This window comes from Bradyrhizobium sp. HKCCYLS3070 (assembly GCF_051167575.1).
Taxonomy (GTDB): domain Bacteria; phylum Pseudomonadota; class Alphaproteobacteria; order Rhizobiales; family Xanthobacteraceae; genus Bradyrhizobium.
In genome coordinates, this window is sequence record NZ_JBNPTI010000001.1 from 1242235 (window position 1) to 1258394 (window position 16160).

Here is a 16160-nt window from a genome sequence, read left to right on the forward strand (position 1 = left end):
CCGGTCACTTCGCCGGAGGCTGCGCGGGCGAGGGCGAGGCCTGGGGAGCGGGCTGCTGCGTCGGTGCTGGCGAAGCCTGCGCGGCCGGGGTCGAGGCCGGGCCCGGCGCAGGCGCCGCAGCCACCTGCGGCTTGGCGTCCGGATTGATCCAGCAGCCGTGGACGTGGTTGTTCAGCGAGTTCGGCACCTTCGGATCGATCTGCGGGATGAAACGCGTCAGGCAGCGGAAAGCGGCCTGAACGTGGCCGCCGGGGCAGCCGAACCGGTCGTAGAGATCGAGGTGGCGGAAGGCGGTATCGAGGTCGTCGTTGTACATCAACTGGACGACGCGGCGGCCGAGCCAGACGCATTCGGGATTGCCGGCCGGGCCGCCACTGAGCGCCTGGGACGCTTCGGTGAATTCGTCGGCCTTGCGCTGGTTCTCCTTCGACACGTCGGCCGGATTGGCCGCCTGCGGCTTTTGGTCCTGGGGATGGTCGCTGCCGCTCTGGGCGAGCGCGCCGGGCGCGCCGATGAGGAGCACGAGGCCCAGAGCCGCCGACAGGCGCGAAACCGAAAACTTGGAGTGGAGCACGCGTCGACCCATAAATTCCCCGATTGTTGCCTTCGTGCCGTCCCCTGACGGACGCAGTGTTGATGCCGATCAAATCAGCCCCGATTGCGGCGGGAGATTGATTCCGACTGTCGCAGAGCGTTCCTAACGGGCGCTTGCGCAGGGGCCCAATCTGGGTTGCGACGTTGCGACGGCCGGGGCCAACCGGGATTCCCAATGACCGGAATCTCGGATTTTGTCCAGCAACGTACCAACTTTCTCGCGTCATCGTAAAAGGGCGATGTGGAGCGGGTACGCCGGGAGCGCCGGAGGGCCCGATCGCCTACTTGGCAGATCGCCGCCGACCGGGTAATCGACACCACCCTGCCTGGAGACACGGAACTGAAATCCCTTCCTACGCCGCTGGCGCTTCTGCTCATATCCTTGGGTGTCATCGCCGCCGCGTGGTGGTGGCTGGCCCAGCCGATCATGCTCGCGCGCGCGCCGATCGAGCCAGCTTCGAAGCTGCAGTGCGTGTCCTATGCGCCGTTCCGCGGCCAGCAGAGCCCGCTGGATCCGACCACCCATATCGACGCCGAGCAGATCGAGCAGGACCTGGTGCAGCTCGCCAAGATCTCCGAATGCGTGCGCACCTATTCGATCGAGAACGGTCTCGACCAGGTGCCGGGAATCGCCGCCCGCGTCGGCATCAAGGTGATCCAGGGCATCTGGCTCGGCTCCAACAAGCTGAAGAACCAGCAGCAGATCGGCATCGCGGTCGACCTGATCAAGCGCTATCCGAAGGTGATCACGGCCGTCGTGGTCGGCAACGAGGTGCTGCTGCGCGGCGAGATGACGACCGCCGATCTGGCCGCGACCATCCGCGGCGTCAAGGCGCAGGTCACGATTCCCGTCACCTATGCCGACGTCTGGGAGTTCTGGCTGCGCAACCGCGAGCTCTACGACATCGTCGACTTCGTCACGGTTCATATCCTGCCGTACTGGGAGGACATCCCGGTGCGCGCGAAATTCGCCGCCTCCCATGTCGACGCCATCCGCCAGCAGGTCGGCGTCGCCTTTCCGGGGAAGGAGATCCTGATCGGCGAGACCGGCTGGCCGAGCGAGGGGCGCATGCGCGAGGGCGCGCTGCCGTCGCGGGCCAACCAGGCCCGCGTGGTGTCGGAGATCGTCAGCCTCGCCAAGCGCGAGAACTTCCGCGTCAACCTGATCGAGGCCTATGACCAGCCGTGGAAGCGCAAGCTCGAAGGCACGGTCGGCGGCTATTGGGGCCTGATCAGCGACGATACGCGGGCGCTGAAATATCCGCCGGGCGAGCCGGTCAGCAATTATCCGCTCTGGAAGCTGCAGATGGGCGGCGGCATGATCCTGTCGTTCGTGGTGTTCCTGGCCGGCTGGCTGACGGTGCGGCGGCGGCCCTGGCCGCCGCACCTCTCGGCCTGGGTCGGGGTCGGGATCTCCGCGACGACGGCGGGCGTGCTGTTCGGCATGGCCGCGGACAAGATGTTCTATGAGAGTCTCGGTGCCGGCGGCTGGCTGCATTGGGGGGCGCTGCTCGCGGCCGGCGTCCTGGCGCCGATCCTCAGCGCCAATGCGACGATGGCCGGGCGGCCGTTGCCGACCTTTCTCGACCTGCTCGGACCGAATGACGGCCGCAAGCAGTTGAAGATCACCTACCTGCTGGGCCTGGTCCTCGTCGTGACGGTGCTGATTGCGGCCGAGACGGCGCTCGGCTTCGTGTTCGACCCGCGCTACCGCGATTTCCCGTTCGCCAGCCTGACCATGGCGGTGGTGCCGTTCGCGATGCTGCTCGGCAATCGTCCGGCGCAGGGTCCCCGGCCGATCGCCGAGGCCAGCTTCGCCGGCCTGCTCGCGATCTCCTCGGTCTACGTGATCTACAATGAGGGCCGCGACAACTGGCAGGCGATGTGGACCTGCGCGATGTATCTGCTGCTGGCGTTCACGCTGTGGCGGGCGCGGGCCGCGCAAAGCCGAGGATGAGCAGGCCGATCGCCAGCCCCGACAGCACGATGTTGTAGAGCACGATGCCGAGGCCAGCGGCGATCAGCCCGCCGGTCAGCAGCACGATCGATGGCCGCATCACGTGCAGCACCGCGATCACCAGCGCCGTGGCGCCGAACACCGAATTCTTGAACAGCGTGGTCGCAACCGCCCGGCTCTTGCAGGCCAGCGTCTGCAGGCCGGCGTCGCAGGCGAGCGCGACGCTCGACAGCTCGATCGCCAGATAGCGCAGATAGAGGGCATAGCCGACGGTGACGAAGCCTATGATCAGGAGCCATTGCACCTGATAGGGCGAGAGGCGGAACGGGGTCTTTTTCATGCGCGGGACTATGCTGCGGAAAGGACGTGCGGACAAGCCGCAAAGCCGGTTCGCGGACTGCTTTCACAATCCGTCCCAACCGGCTTTGGCCGCACGTTGATTCGAGCCTCAGGAGCGGCGGAAGAACGACGACAGCGCCGACGGCTGCTCGGGCTTGGGCGCCTCTGCCGGCGGCGGCGCGGGCGCGGCCGCAGCCGGCGGCTCCTCGCGCTTGCCGTGACGCTGCTGCTGGGCCTGCGGCTGATAGGTGCGCCGGCGCTGCACCGGCTTCTGGGCGGCAGCCGCGGGCGCGGCCGGCTTGGCCGTCTCCGGCTCCTCGCGGACCGCGAGGCGCTGGCCGTCATAGACGGTGGTCTCGCAAGCGCGCTGGCTCTCGGCGAGGACCGCGCAGATCTTCGCCGCCGTCGCCGCGTCGCCCAATGGGCCGGCGCCGAGCCGCAGTTGCATACCCGGACCGCTCCGGCCTTCCTTCAGGATGATGATCGGCCTGAGCAAGGCGAGGTCGGCATGGGTCTTCACGAGATCCCGCCACAGCGCCCGCAGGCCGCCGAGCGAGTTCGCTCCGCCGAGATCGACGGCGAATTCGGTCTTCTGGACCGCCGTGACCGCGGCGTCGGTGCTGTCGCTGCCCTTGGCGCCGGCGGCCTCTGCGGGTTCGGCTTTTGCGAGCTTGTCGGTCTCGGCCGGCTTGCCGGCCGGGTCCGAGGCACCACCAGTCGGCTTGGAACCGGTCGCAGCCGGCGATGCGGACGAGGCTGACGGTGTCGGCGACGGGGCGGAAGAGACCGGCGATGACGAAGCCGCCGATAGCCCGGCCGACATCGGCTTGGCCTGCTCCTGCTTCGTCTTGTCGGCGCTCGCGGCAGCCGGCAGGGTACTCGGCTGGGCTGGACTGGTTCCGGCCGCCCCGTTGGGAACCGGCATGAATGGCGACGCGTTCGCGTATGCGGGCAAGGGGCCGGGTGGCGGGGAACCCGACGGGGCCGCCACCGGGGCCTGGGACTCGACGGCAGCGATCTGCGGCGCGGGGGCCGCCTTGCTGCCGGGGGCGGTATTCGCAGTCGCCTGGGCGCTCTGCTTGGCCAGCGCGCCGGTCACCGAGTCCAATCCCTGCTCGAGCACCGTCACGCGCGCGTACAGCCGGTCGCGATCGGTGTTGAGCGTCTCGATGGCCGCGCCGAGCTGGCGCGCCTCGCCCTGGGTCTCACGGGCCAGCGACTGCAGCAGTTGCGCCTGGCGCGACAGATCGGCCGCGGAAACACGGTCCTGCCGCCATCCCTGTGCGGCCTGATTGGTGAAAACGGCCAGGCCGACGGCGCCGACGGCGCCAGCCCCCCACCAGCCGAGCCGCCACAGCGCGCGGCGATCGAACTCGTTCTCGTCGGCAAACAGTCCAGACAGAGTGGTGCCCGTCTTCTCAGCTGCATTTGCGCCGGCGGATTTGCGGGAGTCCTTAGCCATGAACCTGCCTTAATCGAATCACGAAGCGAACATTAACAGGAAAACCACCAGGGGCTTCAGCCGGTGCGGTTTGCCCCGCGCAGAAAACGCATTATGACAGCGCGACCTATGCGCTCCCTTCATCCCAGGTGTTTCATGACCGCTCGATCCAGTCTGACCATCGTGCTTGCGGCAGGCGAGGGCACCCGGATGCGCACGAGCGTGCCCAAGGTGTTGCATCCCATCGCCGGCGAATCACTGCTCGCGCACGTCCTGGCGGCGGCGCCGCACGGGGATGGCGCCAGCATCGCCGTGGTGGTGGGGCCGGGGCACGACGCGGTCGAAAAGGAAGCCAGGCGCCTGCGCCCGGATGCGGATATCTTCGTCCAGCGCGACCGGCTGGGGACGGCGCATGCGGTGCTGGCGGCGCGGCAGGCGATCGCGCGCGGCGCAGACGATCTGCTGGTCGCATTCGGCGACACGCCGCTGATCACGGCCGAGACGTTCGCGCGGCTGCGGGCGGCGCTGGCGCAGGGCGCAGCGCTCGCCGTGCTCGGCTTTCGCGCCGCCGATCCGACCGGCTACGGACGCCTGCTGCTCGACGGATCGAAGCTGGTCGCGATCCGCGAGCAGGCCGATGCAAGCGAAGCGGAGCGGGCGATCACGCTGTGCAACGCCGGCGTGATGGCGATGGACGGTCGTCGCGCGCTCGCGATCCTCGACCGGATCGGCAATGCCAACAGCAAGGGCGAGTATTATCTCGTTGACGCGGTGGCGATCGCGCGCGAGCAGGGGCTCGACGCGGTCGTGATCGAGACGTCTGAAGACGAAGTGCGCGGCATCAACACCAAGGCGCAGCTCGCCGAGGCCGAGGCCGTGATGCAGACCCGGTTGCGCCGCGCGGCGATGGATGCGGGCGTGACGCTGATCGCGCCGGAGACCGTCTATCTCGCCGCGGATACGACGTTCGGCAAGGACGTGACCATCGAGCCGTTCGTCGTGATCGGTCCCGGCGTGTCGATCGGCGACGGCGCGGTGGTGCATTCGTTCTCGCACATCGTGCAATCCAAGCTCGGCCGCAACAGCCTGCTCGGGCCGTTCGCGCGGCTGCGGCCCGGTACGTCGCTCGGAGACGGCGCCAAGATCGGCAATTTCGTCGAGGCCAAGGCCGCAGTGCTGGAGGCGGGCGTGAAGGTCAATCACCTGTCCTATATCGGCGACGCCCATGTCGGCGCCAATTCCAACATCGGTGCCGGCACCATCACCTGCAACTATGACGGCTTCAACAAGCACAAGACGAACATCGGCGAGGGCGCCTTCATCGGCACCAACACCTCGCTGGTGGCGCCGATCAACATCGGCGCGCGCGCCTATATCGGCTCAGGCTCGGTAATCACGCGCGACGTGCCCGACGATGCGCTGGCGCTGGAGCGCAGTCCGCAGACGACGCGCGAAGGCGCCGCGGCGCGCTTCCGGAATGCCAAGCAACGCCACAAGAAGTGAGCTGAGACATCAGCTTTCGTCGTCTTGGAACTCGGCGAACATCGCACGCGTCAGGCGCCAGCCGCGGCGGGTGGCGTGCTTGACCGGCTCGTTGGTACGGTGCTTGATCGGCATCGGCTTGAGCTCGTTGCTCAAGGTCGGCGGCGGCCAGTGCGCCAGATGGCTCCCGGACGTCGGATGCGACAGGCTCAGCGGGCTGGTGCCCTTGGGATCAGTTGGGCGGCGGCTATAGGTCATGGCGTCCTCTCCGACGCGACAGTCTCTGCGCAAAAGCGTTGACCTGGCGTTAAGTGCGCTCCGAACTGGACCTCCGCATCGAACCGGAGTTGCCTGCAGGCCCTCGGTTAGGGCTCCCACTTAACCCTGTCGCAATCCGCAATAATTATTGAACCTGAAAGCGCGCCGTTTTCGTTAAGACAATGCCACGCTTTTGAATCTCTCTCGACGATTTGGGGACTGGCGCTGATGTGCGGAATCATCGGGATCCTGGGACGCGGGCCGGTTGCCGAGCATCTCGTCGATTCCCTGAAACGTCTCGAATATCGCGGCTACGATTCCGCGGGCGTCGCCACGCTCGAGGGCGATCATCTGGACCGGCGGCGCGCCGAGGGCAAGCTGAAGAACCTCGAGAAGCGGCTCGGGCAGCAGCCGCTGAAGGGACACGCCGGCATCGGTCATACCCGCTGGGCTACCCACGGCAAACCGACCGAGAGCAACGCGCATCCGCATGCGACTGACAACGTTGCCGTAGTGCATAACGGCATCATCGAGAATTTTCGCGAACTACGGGCCGAGCTCGAAAAGCAGGGCGCCAAGTTCGCGTCCGAGACCGACACCGAGACCGTGGTCCATCTGGTCAATTCCTATCTGCTGAAGGGCCACACGCCGCAACAGGCCGTGGCTGCGTCGCTGCCGCAGTTGAAGGGCGCATTCGCGCTGGCCTTCCTGTTCAAGGGCCACGGCAATCTCCTGATCGGCGCCCGCAAGGGCTCGCCGCTGGCGATGGGCTATGGCGACGGCGAGATGTTCCTGGGCTCGGACGCGATCGCGCTGGCGCCGTTCACCGATACGATCAGCTATCTCGACGACGGCGACTGGGTCGAAATCACCCGCGACGCCGGCATCATCCACGACGCAACGGGCGCGGTGGTGAAGCGCGAGGTGCTGAAATCCGGCGCCTCGTCGTTCCTGGTCGACAAGGCCAACTATCGCCACTTCATGGCCAAGGAAATCCACGAGCAGCCGGAGGTCGTCGGCCACACCTTGGCACGCTACGTCGACATGGGCACCGAGCGCGTGATGCTGCCGGCGCGGCTGCCGTTCGACTTCAAGGACATCCAGCGCATCTCGATCACCGCCTGCGGCACCGCGAGCTACGCCGGCTTCGTCGCCAAATACTGGTTCGAGCGCTTCGCGCGGGTGCCGGTCGAGCTCGACGTCGCCTCGGAGTTCCGCTACCGCGAGGCGCCGCTGCGCCAGGGCGATCTCGCCATCTTCATCTCGCAATCCGGCGAGACCGCCGACACCCTGGCGGCGCTGCGCTACGCGAAGTCGCAGGGCGTCCATACGCTCTCCGTCGTCAACGTCCCGACCTCGACGATCGCGCGCGAGAGCGAGATCGTGATGCCGACGCTTGCCGGCCCCGAGATCGGCGTCGCCTCGACCAAGGCCTTCACCTGCCAGTTGATGGTGCTGGCGGCGCTGGCGATTGCCGCCGGCCGCGGCCGCGGCGAGCTCTCTGAGGCCGACGAGGCCAAGCTGGTGCACGGCCTCGTCGAGGTGCCGCGGCTGATTGCGGCGGCGCTGACGGTCGAGCCGCAGATCGAGAAGCTCGCGCGCGAGATCGCCAAGTCGAAGGACGTGCTGTATCTCGGCCGCGGCACCTCCTATCCGCTGGCGCTGGAAGGCGCGCTGAAGCTGAAGGAGATCTCCTACATCCATGCCGAGGGCTATGCCGCCGGTGAGCTCAAGCATGGCCCGATCGCGCTGATCGACGAGACCATGCCGGTCGTCGTCATTGCGCCCTATGATCGCGTGTTCGAGAAGACGGTGTCGAACATGCAGGAGGTCGCCGCGCGCGGCGGCAAGATCATCCTGATGACCGATGCCAAGGGCGCCGAGGAGGCGACCGTGGACTCGCTGGTCACGATCATCATGCCGGACATGGCCGCGACGTTCACGCCGATCGTCTACGCCATCCCGGTCCAGCTCCTGGCCTATCACACCGCCGTGGTGATGGGGACGGACGTCGACCAGCCGCGCAATCTCGCCAAGTCGGTCACGGTGGAGTAGCAGCGGGTTTCTCTTGGCTGATGCTCTCGCATCGCCTTGAGAACCAGTTCGGCGTAAGTTGCGACGCGGCATCTTCACATTCGCTGTCATCCCGGCGAACGCCGGGATCCATAGCCACAGTGCTTAATGGTTCGCAGCGCCGGCGGCTCCAGCCTGTCTCAAACGACCTCTCGGGATTATGGGTCCCGGATCTGCGCCCGCCAACGCTATCGCGTTGCCGGGCTTGTCCGGGACGACACCGTTTTTTTCGCGCCCACACCTCACGGGGGGCACGAGCGTGCAAACTCGGCCGTGCTTGCCATCTGATCCGCAATCCGACATCAGTTTCAGGCGATGTCCCCGACGGAGCTCGGCGGTCCGCTCCATCACGGGGATCACGATGGCTTTCGACACTTGGCTGCTGTTCCTGCTCATGAGCATCGGTATCTCGCTCACGCCCGGCCCGAGCGGCCTGCTGGCTCTCACCCATGGGGCGCTGCATGGCGGGCGCAGGACGCTGTTCACGATCGCCGGCGGCCTGATCGGCTTCGTCCTCATCATCGCGCTCTGCATGTTCGGCATCGGCGCGCTGGTGCAATCCTCCATCACCTGGCTGGTCGTCCTGAAGTGGGTGGGCGGGCTGTATCTCGCCTGGCTCGGCATCAAGCTGTGGCGATCGCCGCCGGTGGCGGTCGATGCCGGCAGTGAGCCCGCCGTTGCGAGCGGGCAGGTGCTGTTTCGCCAGGGTTTCCTGACCGCGGCCACCAATCCCAAATGCCTGCTGTTCTTCAGCGCCCTGTTGCCGCAGTTCATCGACCCCGAGCGCAGCCTTGCGGTACAGTTCGGCATCGTAGCCGTCACCTATACGGCGACCGAGTTCCTGACCGAGGTCGCCATCGCCAGCGCGGCGGCCCAGGTTCGTCCATGGCTCGCCCGGGTCGGGCGCCGCTTCAACCAGGTCGGCGGCGGCATCTTCGTGGCGGTCGGCCTGGCCCTGCCGCTGCGTAGCGCCTAGGGCAGCGCGTTTGCCCTTTTGAGTGGCTCCTCGCCGCAGTAGGGATTGAAATCGACGCCTTGCGCGTTGACTTGGTGCCCGGCTGCCGGGCCACAGGTCAGCGGCAAAGCGCGCATGTGTCGGAAAGAGGGCCTTCGCCCTTCAAAAATCTGCTAAGACCCCTAGGTGAGATTTGATCCGACCCGGAAGTTCGCATGAGTTCCCGCGACGACCTGCCGCCTGAGACCGATCCCTTGGCCGATGCTCCGGCCGAGACGCCCCATCATGGGCTGATGTTCCGGTTTCGCAACTATTTCCTGACCGGCCTCGTCGTCGCCGGTCCCGTCGCCATCACGCTCTACATCACCTGGTGGTTCGTGACCTGGGTGGACGGGCTGGTCCGGCCGTTCGTGCCGCTGGTCTATCGTCCGGAGACCTATCTGCCGTTCGGCGTGCCCGGCTCCGGCCTGATCGTGGCCGTGATCGGACTGACGCTGCTCGGCTTCCTGACGGCCAACCTGATCGGCCGCACCCTGGTCGACCTCGGCGAGCGGCTGCTCGGCCGCATCCCGGCGGTGCGCGCGATCTATCGCGGCCTCAAGCAGGTGTTCGAAACGCTGTTCTCGGGCAAGGGCTCGAGCCTGCGCCGTGTCGGGCTGGTCGAGTTTCCCTCGCCCGGCATGTGGTCGATCGTCCTGATCTCGCAGCCGCCGAGCGCGGAGATTTCGAGCCGGCTGCCCGGTGACGACGAGCAGATCTCGGTGTTCTTGCCGTGCGCACCGAACCCCACCACCGGCTTTTTCTTCTATCTGCCGCGGAGCAAGATCATCGAGGTCGACATGAGCGCCGAGGACGCGGCGACGCTGATCATGTCCTGCGGCGTGGTGCAGCCGGGATCGGACCAGCAGAAAAAAGTCGCGGCGCTGGCCAACATGGCCAACGCCGCGCGCCTCGCCAACGCACCCGCGCAGCCATCGCCGCACCGTGAGCCCGAGCCGGCCAAGGCGGACTAGGCTGAAAGGCCGACTGGCGCGAAAGGCCAGCCACTGCGGAAGAGCTAGGCCGCATCCTGCGGAACGAACACGCGCAGGCGATGCCCGTCCGGATCGAGCGCGACGAACGTGGTTCCGAAATCCATCCGTGTCGGCGCCTGCGCGATCGAAAGTCCGCGCGCCTTCCAGTCGTCGTGCAGCCGCTGGACCTCGCCGGCATCGCCGACCGCGAACGCGACCTCGCCGAAGCCTGCGGCGCCCGTCGCTGGCGGCTCGACCGTGTGCCGCGACCACAAGCCCAGCATGACGCCCTCGCGCAGCGGCAGCATGGCGAACGTCGGCGATTGTTCGATCACGGGCCGGCCGAGCAGATCCGCATAGAAGGCCGCGCTCCTCGGCGGGTTGTCGACATAGAGGATCAGGAAATTGAAGTCGGGCATCGTCGTCTCTCCGGTGGCGGCGCCGGCTGCGGCGCTTCAGCCACACGACTAGCCGAGCCCTCTGCCAGATTCTGTCAGCAGCCTTCGTGAGCATGGTCGGTGGCGGTCCGGTCCGCCCAGCGGGCGAACGTGCGCATCGCGGCGCTTTGCACTGCATGATGATGCGGGGAAAGCACAGCCACGGATGTCATCGTTCCTACAACCAATGGGCGGTGGTGTTTCGAATGGTCACCATGGAAACATCGGGCAAACAAAAGTAGGGCGTTGGGGAGGCGCGTAGGATGCCTGTGAGTAGGACGACATTGTTGTGCGCGGTCGCGCTGTCTGCGGCGTCCCTGCAACTGACCGCGCCGGCAGCAGCCCAGACCACCTATACGCGCATTCAGGCTTTTGGCGACAGCTACGCCGACACGGGCAATCTCTGGACCTTCACCGGCGGCGCCGGCAAGCTGCCGCTCTATCCCACCGGTCGCTTCAGCGGCGGTACGAATTTCGTCGACACGACCTCGGCGCTGCTCGGCATTCCCCAGCTCAACTACGCGATCGGCGGCGCCATGGCGGGCGATACCAACGTGGTGGCGCCGGGCATTCCCGGCTTCTTCCAGGAATGGAGCGGACTGACGGGCTTCTCCGGCAGGATCTCGTCGACCGACCTGGTCGAGATCTCGGTCGGCGGCAACGATGCGCGGGCCTATTACCGCGCCGGCGGCTCGCTCGCTGGCGCGCCGACGGCCGCGGCCGTCACGGCCCAGCAGGCCATGGCCGGCATCAACGCGCTGGTCGGGGACGGCGCGCGCAGTATCGTGTTCACGGCCGGCGATGTCAGCACCTTGCCGGAGGCCGTTGGCAACGCCAATGCCCCGGCCGGCAAGGCCTACAGCACGACCTACAACAGCCTCATGCAGCAGTCGCTCGCTGGCGTCGCGCGCTCGGGCGTGCGTGTCGAGTACGTCGACACCGGACTGATCGGCACGCTGATCCAGGCCAATCCGTCGCGCTATGGCTTCACCAATGTCGGCTCCTGTCCGATCGCCTGCATCGGCAATCCTGCGCTGCAGAACCAGTATCTGTTCTACGTCGATGGCGTGCACCTGACGTCACACGGCTTCGAGGTGCTGGGGCAGTACATCGTCAACCGCCTCAACGCGCCGCTGACCTTCGCGCCGCAAGGCGAGGTGGGGTCGATCACCGCGATGGGCTTCGCCTCGACCCTGTTCGGCAAGCTCGACATGTTCCGCGAGACCGCGGGCTTTGCTCCGTCGACGATGAACGCCTATGGGGCAATGGGCCGCCCGCCCTACACCAAGGCGCCGCCGCTCGCGCCGGTCAGTCCATGGTCGTTCTACATGCAGGGCAATGGTGGCGTCAGCGACCGCCAGGGCAGCGCCGCCTCGAACGGCTTCAATCTCGACAGCATCGGCGGCACCATCGGCGTCGAGTACCGGCTGTCGGCGAACACCATGATCGGTACCGCCTTCGACTATTCCAATCCAAAGGCGAGGCTGTTCAACAGCGCCGGCACCACGGATGCCAACTCCTATCAGTTCGGCCTCTACGGGGCCTGGGCCAGCAGCAGCCTGTTTGCCGAGGGCCTGGCGACGATCGGCCATCAGGACTATCGCAACACGCGGCCGGGCGTGGTCGACACCATCACCTCCAATCCCGGCGGCACCACCTTCGTCGCGGCCGGCAAAGCCGGTTACCTGTTCGATGCAGGCGGGGCGAAGCTCGGCCCGATCGGCGGGCTGACCTATGCCCGCGCCCGCGTCGACGGCTTCACTGAGACCGGCGATCCTGCGCTCACGCTCGCGGTCGGCTCGCAGACCGCCGAGACCCTGATCGGCAGCGTCGGCGTGCAGCTGCGCACCCCGTTCCAGGTGCAGGGCAACGTCATCAATCCGTACCTGAACCTGACGCTCGATGACGACATCATCGGCAACGGCCGCCTGATTCAGTACAACGCGACCTCGGCGCCCGTCATCGTCAATAACTGGACGGTTCCGAACGGCACCTCGCACAACGTCTACGGCCGGGTGAGCGCCGGCGTCGTGGCGCCGTTCTGGAGCAATGTGGCGCTGACGGTGAACGTGTCGCGCACGATCGGACGCACGGGTGGCGACGATTTCTTCGGCAGCGGAGGCTTGAAGATTGCGTTCTGAGGTCTGCCGCGGCGGTCAGCGTTCTCGGGGGCTCTGAGGGGAGCGTTGACGTTGCGGCCAAGGCGAGGGCAGCCCGGAAGGGCTGCCCTTCGTTTTCGTGCCTTCAATTTTGTCATGGGGTGCGCATAGTCTTCGAGACAATCGTTGGAATCGGAGCGTCATCATGCCTCCCAGCATTGCCGTCATCGCGCCCGGCGCCATGGGCAGCACCATCGCCGCCCGTCTCGTGGAGCACGGCTGCAAGGTCCTGACGTCGCTCGAGGAGCGCAGCGCGGCGACGCGGACGAGAGCGGCCGCATCCGGCATGATCGGCGCCAGCGATGCCGAGATCGCCAATGCGGACATCATCCTGTCGATCGTGCCGCCAGGCGAGGCCGTGGCGCTGGCGGAGCAACTCGCGACGGTCATCAACCGGAATTCGAAGAAGCCCATCATCGTCGACTGCAATGCCGTCAACGTCGAGACCATCCGGACAATCGAGGACATCGTGCTGTCGTCGGGTGCGCGCCTGGTCGACGCCGCCATCATCGGTCTGCCGCCGAAGCCCGGCACGAAGGGACCGGCCTTCTATGTGAGCGGCGAGGCGGCAGCCGATGTCGCCGCGTTGGGCGAACTCGGGCTCGATCTGCGCCGGATCGAAGGGCCGATCGGCGCGGCTTCGGCGCTGAAGATGGCCTATGCCGGCATCAACAAGGGACTGACAGGGCTCGGCGCCGCGATGGTGCTGGCCGCCACCCGCGCCGGCGCCGCCGACGCGCTGCGCGACGAGCTGGCGCTGAGCCTGCCGCACGTCCAGGCCCGTCTCGCCAACGCACTGCCGGACATGCTGCCGAAGGCCTATCGCTGGGTCGCCGAAATGCGCGAGATCGCGGGGTTCCTCGGCGAGGATCATCCGGCTGCTCTGATCTACGAGGGCTTTGCGCGGTTGTTCGAGCACATTGCGGCGGACGTGCAGGGCGAGGGCACCGACGCGGCGCAGCTGGTGGCGTTCGCCGAGAGTTGCAAAACGAAGTAGACGATTTCAGCTCGTCGTCCCGTGCGAGCCACGACGCGCGATAGCCCATCGTGGCGCAGACCCGGACCCATACTCCGCGGCGGTTGTGAGGTGCGAAAAAGCCAATCGCCACCCTGCCTCAAACTGCTCCCTGGGGTTATGGGTCCAGGCTCAAGGCCGGGACGACAGGTGAGTTTGTTGATGCACCTTCTGCTGATCAACCCGCCGTCAGCAGCGGGATCGCCTCGTCGCGCTCGTAGAGATACAGCAGGCAGCGCAGCGCATCGCTGCGCGGGCCCTTCAGCTTCGGGTCTTCCTTGAGTATCCGCAGCGCCTCGTCGCGGGCCTGGGTGATCAGTTGGGCATGCACCTCGGGCCGCGCGATGCGGTAGCCGGGCAGGCCGCTCTGGCGGATGCCGAGCACGTCGCCTTCGCCACGCAGCTTGAGATCCTCCTCGGCGATGCGGAACCCGTCTGTGGTCTCTCGGATCACGGCGAGGCGGGCCTTCGACATCGGCCCGAGCGGTTCGTGATAGAGCAGGATGCAGGTCGAGGCTTCCGAGCCGCGGCCGATCCTGCCGCGCAGCTGGTGCAACTGCGCCAGGCCGAAGCGCTCGGCGTTCTCGATCACCATGATGCTGGCCGCCGGCACGTCGACGCCGACCTCGACCACGGTGGTCGCAACCAGCAGGCGCAGCTCATGGGCCGCGAACCGCCCCATGACGTCGTCCTTCTCGCTGCCCTTCATCTTGCCGTGGACGAGGCCGACCTTGTCGCCGAAGCGCTCGCGCAGGCTCTCGAAGCGATCCGTCGCGTTGGTGAGATGATCGATGCCCTCGGCCTCGGATTCCTCGACCAGCGGGCAGATCCAGTACACCAGCTTGCCGGCATCGAGCGCGCGGCCGACGGCGTCGACGACCTCGCCGAGCCTGGTGTCGGCCACCGCGCGGGTGTCGATCGGCTGCCGACCGGCCGGCTTCTCGCGCAGCTCGGAAATGTCCATGTCGCCGAAATAGGTCAGCACGAGGGTGCGCGGGATCGGCGTCGCCGACAGAACCAGCACGTCGACGGCCTCGCCCTTCGAGGTCAGCGCCAGCCGCTCGCGCACACCGAAGCGATGCTGCTCGTCGACGATGGCGAGCGCCAGCGACTTGAAGACCACGTCGTCCTGGATCAGCGCGTGCGTGCCGATAAGGATGTCGATCTCACCGGCTTCGAGCCGGGCGAGGATGTCGCGGCGTTCCTTGCCCTTCTCGCGTCCGGTCAGGATGACCACGTTCATGCCGGCGCGAACGGCGAGCGGCGCGATGGTCTTGGCATGCTGGCGCGCCAGAATCTCGGTCGGCGCCATCAGGGCCGCCTGCTTGCCGGCCTCGGCGACGGCGGCCGCCGCCAGCAGCGCTACCACCGTCTTGCCGGAGCCGACGTCGCCCTGCAGCAGCCGCAGCATCCGCACCGGCTTTTCGAGATCGGCGGCAATCGCGGCCATCGCCTCGGCTTGCGAGTTCGTCAGCGCATAGGGCAGGGCGTCGATGATCTTGCGGCGCAGCCGGCCGTCGCCGGCATGGCGGTTGCCCGCGGGCCGGCGCAGCTGCGCCCGCACCAGGGCCAGTGCCAATTGGCCGGCGAGCAGCTCGTCGAAGGCCAGGCGGGACCAGAACGGGTTCTCAGGCAGGATGTCGGTCAGCTCCTGCGGGACGTGCACCCGCGTCAGCGCCTCCTTCAGCGAGGGGAAGTTGCAGCGTCGGAGCACCTCCGGACTGATCCATTCCGGCAGCTCAGGCAGCTTGGTCAGCGCCGCAGCGATCGCCCGCCGCAGCGAGCCGAGTGCGAGGCCCTCGGTCAGCGGATAGACCGGGTCGATTCCCGAGAGCTTTGCGAAGCCGGCCTCGTCCAGGATGCGGTCGGGATGCACGATCTGCGGCACGCCGTCATACATCTGTACGGTGCCGGAGACGTAGCGCTTGGCGCCGACCGGAAGCATCTTCTCGATGTAGTCGCCCTTGGGCCGGAAGAACGTCAGCACGACGTCGCCGGTCTCGTCGCTGGCGTAAACGAGGTATGGCGCGCGCGCGTTGCGCGAGGGACGGTGGCGGTCGACCGTGACTTCGAGCGTCACCACGGTTCCGGCCTCGACGTCGCGGACCTTCGGCCGGTTGCGGCGGTCGATCACGCTGGCCGGCAGATGCAGCAGCAGGTCGACCAGCCGCGGCGTCTCGGTGCAGCCGAGCAGGTAGCGCAGCAGCTTGTCCTGCTTCGGCCCGACCCCCGACAGGGTCGTGACCGGCGCAAACAGAGGATTGAGGATGCTGGGGCGCATGGAGCGAACACTTAAAGCCGTTTGGGAGCCGGAATAGCCGCGAATGCCGAGACATCCACGTCTTTTTCTCAGGTTCGAGGTGCCGGGCATGCCGGTTCTGCAGCCCGAGAGGGGCTGACAGGGGCGCTGTGCACCGCTATATCAACCGCGCCCGGC

At 67.1% G+C, this 16160-nt stretch carries 13 protein-coding genes; 7 read left to right on the forward strand and 6 right to left on the reverse strand.

Annotation, left to right across the window (positions count from 1 at the left end; genetic code table 11):
* Positions 1-4: 4 nt before the first annotated feature.
* Positions 5-586 (reverse strand): beta-1-3, beta-1-6-glucan biosynthesis protein, encoded by a 582-nt coding sequence (locus ACQR03_RS05765; RefSeq protein ID WP_315712028.1) that lies wholly within the window; start codon positions 584-586, stop codon positions 5-7.
* Between the two features lie 435 nt (positions 587-1021).
* Between ACQR03_RS05765 and ACQR03_RS05770 the strand changes: the two genes are divergently transcribed.
* Entirely contained in the window at positions 1022-2551 is a 1530-nt protein-coding gene (locus ACQR03_RS05770) for a beta-(1-6) glucans synthase (protein ID WP_434841205.1), read from the forward strand.
* Here the strand turns inward: ACQR03_RS05770 and ACQR03_RS05775 are convergent.
* Together ACQR03_RS05775 and ACQR03_RS05780 are read right to left on the reverse strand one after the other, a co-directional pair.
* Positions 2511-2891, reverse strand: coding sequence for a hypothetical protein (locus tag ACQR03_RS05775; protein WP_284416120.1), 381 nt, complete (start codon positions 2889-2891; stop codon positions 2511-2513). The two genes, ACQR03_RS05770 and ACQR03_RS05775, sit on opposite strands and share 41 nt — an antisense overlap.
* 108 nt (positions 2892-2999) lie before the next feature.
* The gene (locus ACQR03_RS05780; RefSeq protein ID WP_434841038.1) at positions 3000-4352 is read right to left on the reverse strand and encodes a hypothetical protein; all 1353 of its coding nucleotides are present in this window, start codon (positions 4350-4352) and stop codon (positions 3000-3002) included.
* Between the two features lie 135 nt (positions 4353-4487).
* On the opposite strand from ACQR03_RS05780, the gene glmU reads away from it, so the two are divergent.
* On the forward strand, positions 4488-5834 hold the full coding sequence (gene glmU / locus ACQR03_RS05785) for a bifunctional UDP-N-acetylglucosamine diphosphorylase/glucosamine-1-phosphate N-acetyltransferase GlmU (RefSeq protein ID WP_316170504.1): 1347 nt from the start codon (positions 4488-4490) through the stop codon (positions 5832-5834).
* A gap of 9 nt (positions 5835-5843) precedes the next feature.
* Here the strand turns inward: glmU and ACQR03_RS05790 are convergent, their stop codons facing one another.
* On the reverse strand, positions 5844-6071 hold the full coding sequence (locus ACQR03_RS05790) for a hypothetical protein (RefSeq protein ID WP_315712023.1): 228 nt from the start codon (positions 6069-6071) through the stop codon (positions 5844-5846).
* A 228-nt stretch (positions 6072-6299) separates the two neighbouring features.
* Here ACQR03_RS05790 and glmS point away from each other — a divergent pair, with 228 nt between their 5' ends.
* The 3 genes from glmS to ACQR03_RS05805 all read left to right on the forward strand — a co-directional run bounded on the left by glmS (position 6300) and on the right by ACQR03_RS05805 (position 10112).
* Positions 6300-8126 (forward strand): glutamine--fructose-6-phosphate transaminase (isomerizing), encoded by a 1827-nt coding sequence (gene glmS, locus ACQR03_RS05795; protein ID WP_316170505.1) that lies wholly within the window; start codon positions 6300-6302, stop codon positions 8124-8126.
* A gap of 379 nt (positions 8127-8505) precedes the next feature.
* Positions 8506-9120 carry a LysE family translocator gene (locus ACQR03_RS05800; protein ID WP_315712019.1) on the forward strand — a complete coding sequence of 205 codons (615 nt, stop codon included), beginning with the start codon at positions 8506-8508 and terminating at the stop codon, positions 9118-9120.
* A gap of 194 nt (positions 9121-9314) precedes the next feature.
* Positions 9315-10112, forward strand: coding sequence for a DUF502 domain-containing protein (locus ACQR03_RS05805; protein ID WP_315712018.1), 798 nt, complete (start codon positions 9315-9317; stop codon positions 10110-10112).
* 44 nt (positions 10113-10156) lie between these two features.
* Here the strand turns inward: ACQR03_RS05805 and ACQR03_RS05810 are convergent, their stop codons facing one another.
* Positions 10157-10531, reverse strand: a complete 375-nt coding sequence (locus ACQR03_RS05810) for a VOC family protein (RefSeq protein ID WP_315712017.1) — start codon at positions 10529-10531, stop codon at positions 10157-10159.
* Between the two features lie 281 nt (positions 10532-10812).
* Here ACQR03_RS05810 and ACQR03_RS05815 point away from each other — a divergent pair, with 281 nt between their 5' ends.
* Both ACQR03_RS05815 and ACQR03_RS05820 read left to right on the forward strand, forming a co-directional pair.
* Positions 10813-12690 (forward strand): autotransporter domain-containing protein, encoded by a 1878-nt coding sequence (locus ACQR03_RS05815; RefSeq protein WP_434841039.1) that lies wholly within the window; start codon positions 10813-10815, stop codon positions 12688-12690.
* Positions 12691-12853: 163 nt separating this feature from the next.
* Entirely contained in the window at positions 12854-13705 is an 852-nt protein-coding gene (locus tag ACQR03_RS05820; protein ID WP_434841040.1) for a DUF1932 domain-containing protein, read from the forward strand.
* 196 nt (positions 13706-13901) lie between these two features.
* On the opposite strand, the gene recG is transcribed toward ACQR03_RS05820, so the two are convergent.
* On the reverse strand, positions 13902-16004 hold the full coding sequence (gene recG, locus ACQR03_RS05825) for an ATP-dependent DNA helicase RecG (protein WP_434841041.1): 2103 nt from the start codon (positions 16002-16004) through the stop codon (positions 13902-13904).
* Positions 16005-16160: the final 156 nt, after the last annotated feature.

Coding starts and splice junctions, on each gene's coding strand:
- ACQR03_RS05805 (WP_315712018.1), top strand. CDS start 9,315: ATGAGTTCCCGCGACGACCTGCCGCCTGAGACCGATCCCTTGGCCGAT.
- glmU (WP_316170504.1), top strand. CDS start 4,488: ATGACCGCTCGATCCAGTCTGACCATCGTGCTTGCGGCAGGCGAGGGC.
- ACQR03_RS05780 (WP_434841038.1), bottom strand. CDS start 4,352: ATGGCTAAGGACTCCCGCAAATCCGCCGGCGCAAATGCAGCTGAGAAG.
- recG (WP_434841041.1), bottom strand. CDS start 16,004: ATGCGCCCCAGCATCCTCAATCCTCTGTTTGCGCCGGTCACGACCCTG.
- glmS (WP_316170505.1), top strand. CDS start 6,300: ATGTGCGGAATCATCGGGATCCTGGGACGCGGGCCGGTTGCCGAGCAT.
- ACQR03_RS05815 (WP_434841039.1), top strand. CDS start 10,813: ATGCCTGTGAGTAGGACGACATTGTTGTGCGCGGTCGCGCTGTCTGCG.
- ACQR03_RS05810 (WP_315712017.1), bottom strand. CDS start 10,531: ATGCCCGACTTCAATTTCCTGATCCTCTATGTCGACAACCCGCCGAGG.
- ACQR03_RS05790 (WP_315712023.1), bottom strand. CDS start 6,071: ATGACCTATAGCCGCCGCCCAACTGATCCCAAGGGCACCAGCCCGCTG.
- ACQR03_RS05765 (WP_315712028.1), bottom strand. CDS start 586: ATGGGTCGACGCGTGCTCCACTCCAAGTTTTCGGTTTCGCGCCTGTCG.
- ACQR03_RS05820 (WP_434841040.1), top strand. CDS start 12,854: ATGCCTCCCAGCATTGCCGTCATCGCGCCCGGCGCCATGGGCAGCACC.
- ACQR03_RS05775 (WP_284416120.1), bottom strand. CDS start 2,891: ATGAAAAAGACCCCGTTCCGCCTCTCGCCCTATCAGGTGCAATGGCTC.
- ACQR03_RS05770 (WP_434841205.1), top strand. CDS start 1,022: ATGCTCGCGCGCGCGCCGATCGAGCCAGCTTCGAAGCTGCAGTGCGTG.
- ACQR03_RS05800 (WP_315712019.1), top strand. CDS start 8,506: ATGGCTTTCGACACTTGGCTGCTGTTCCTGCTCATGAGCATCGGTATC.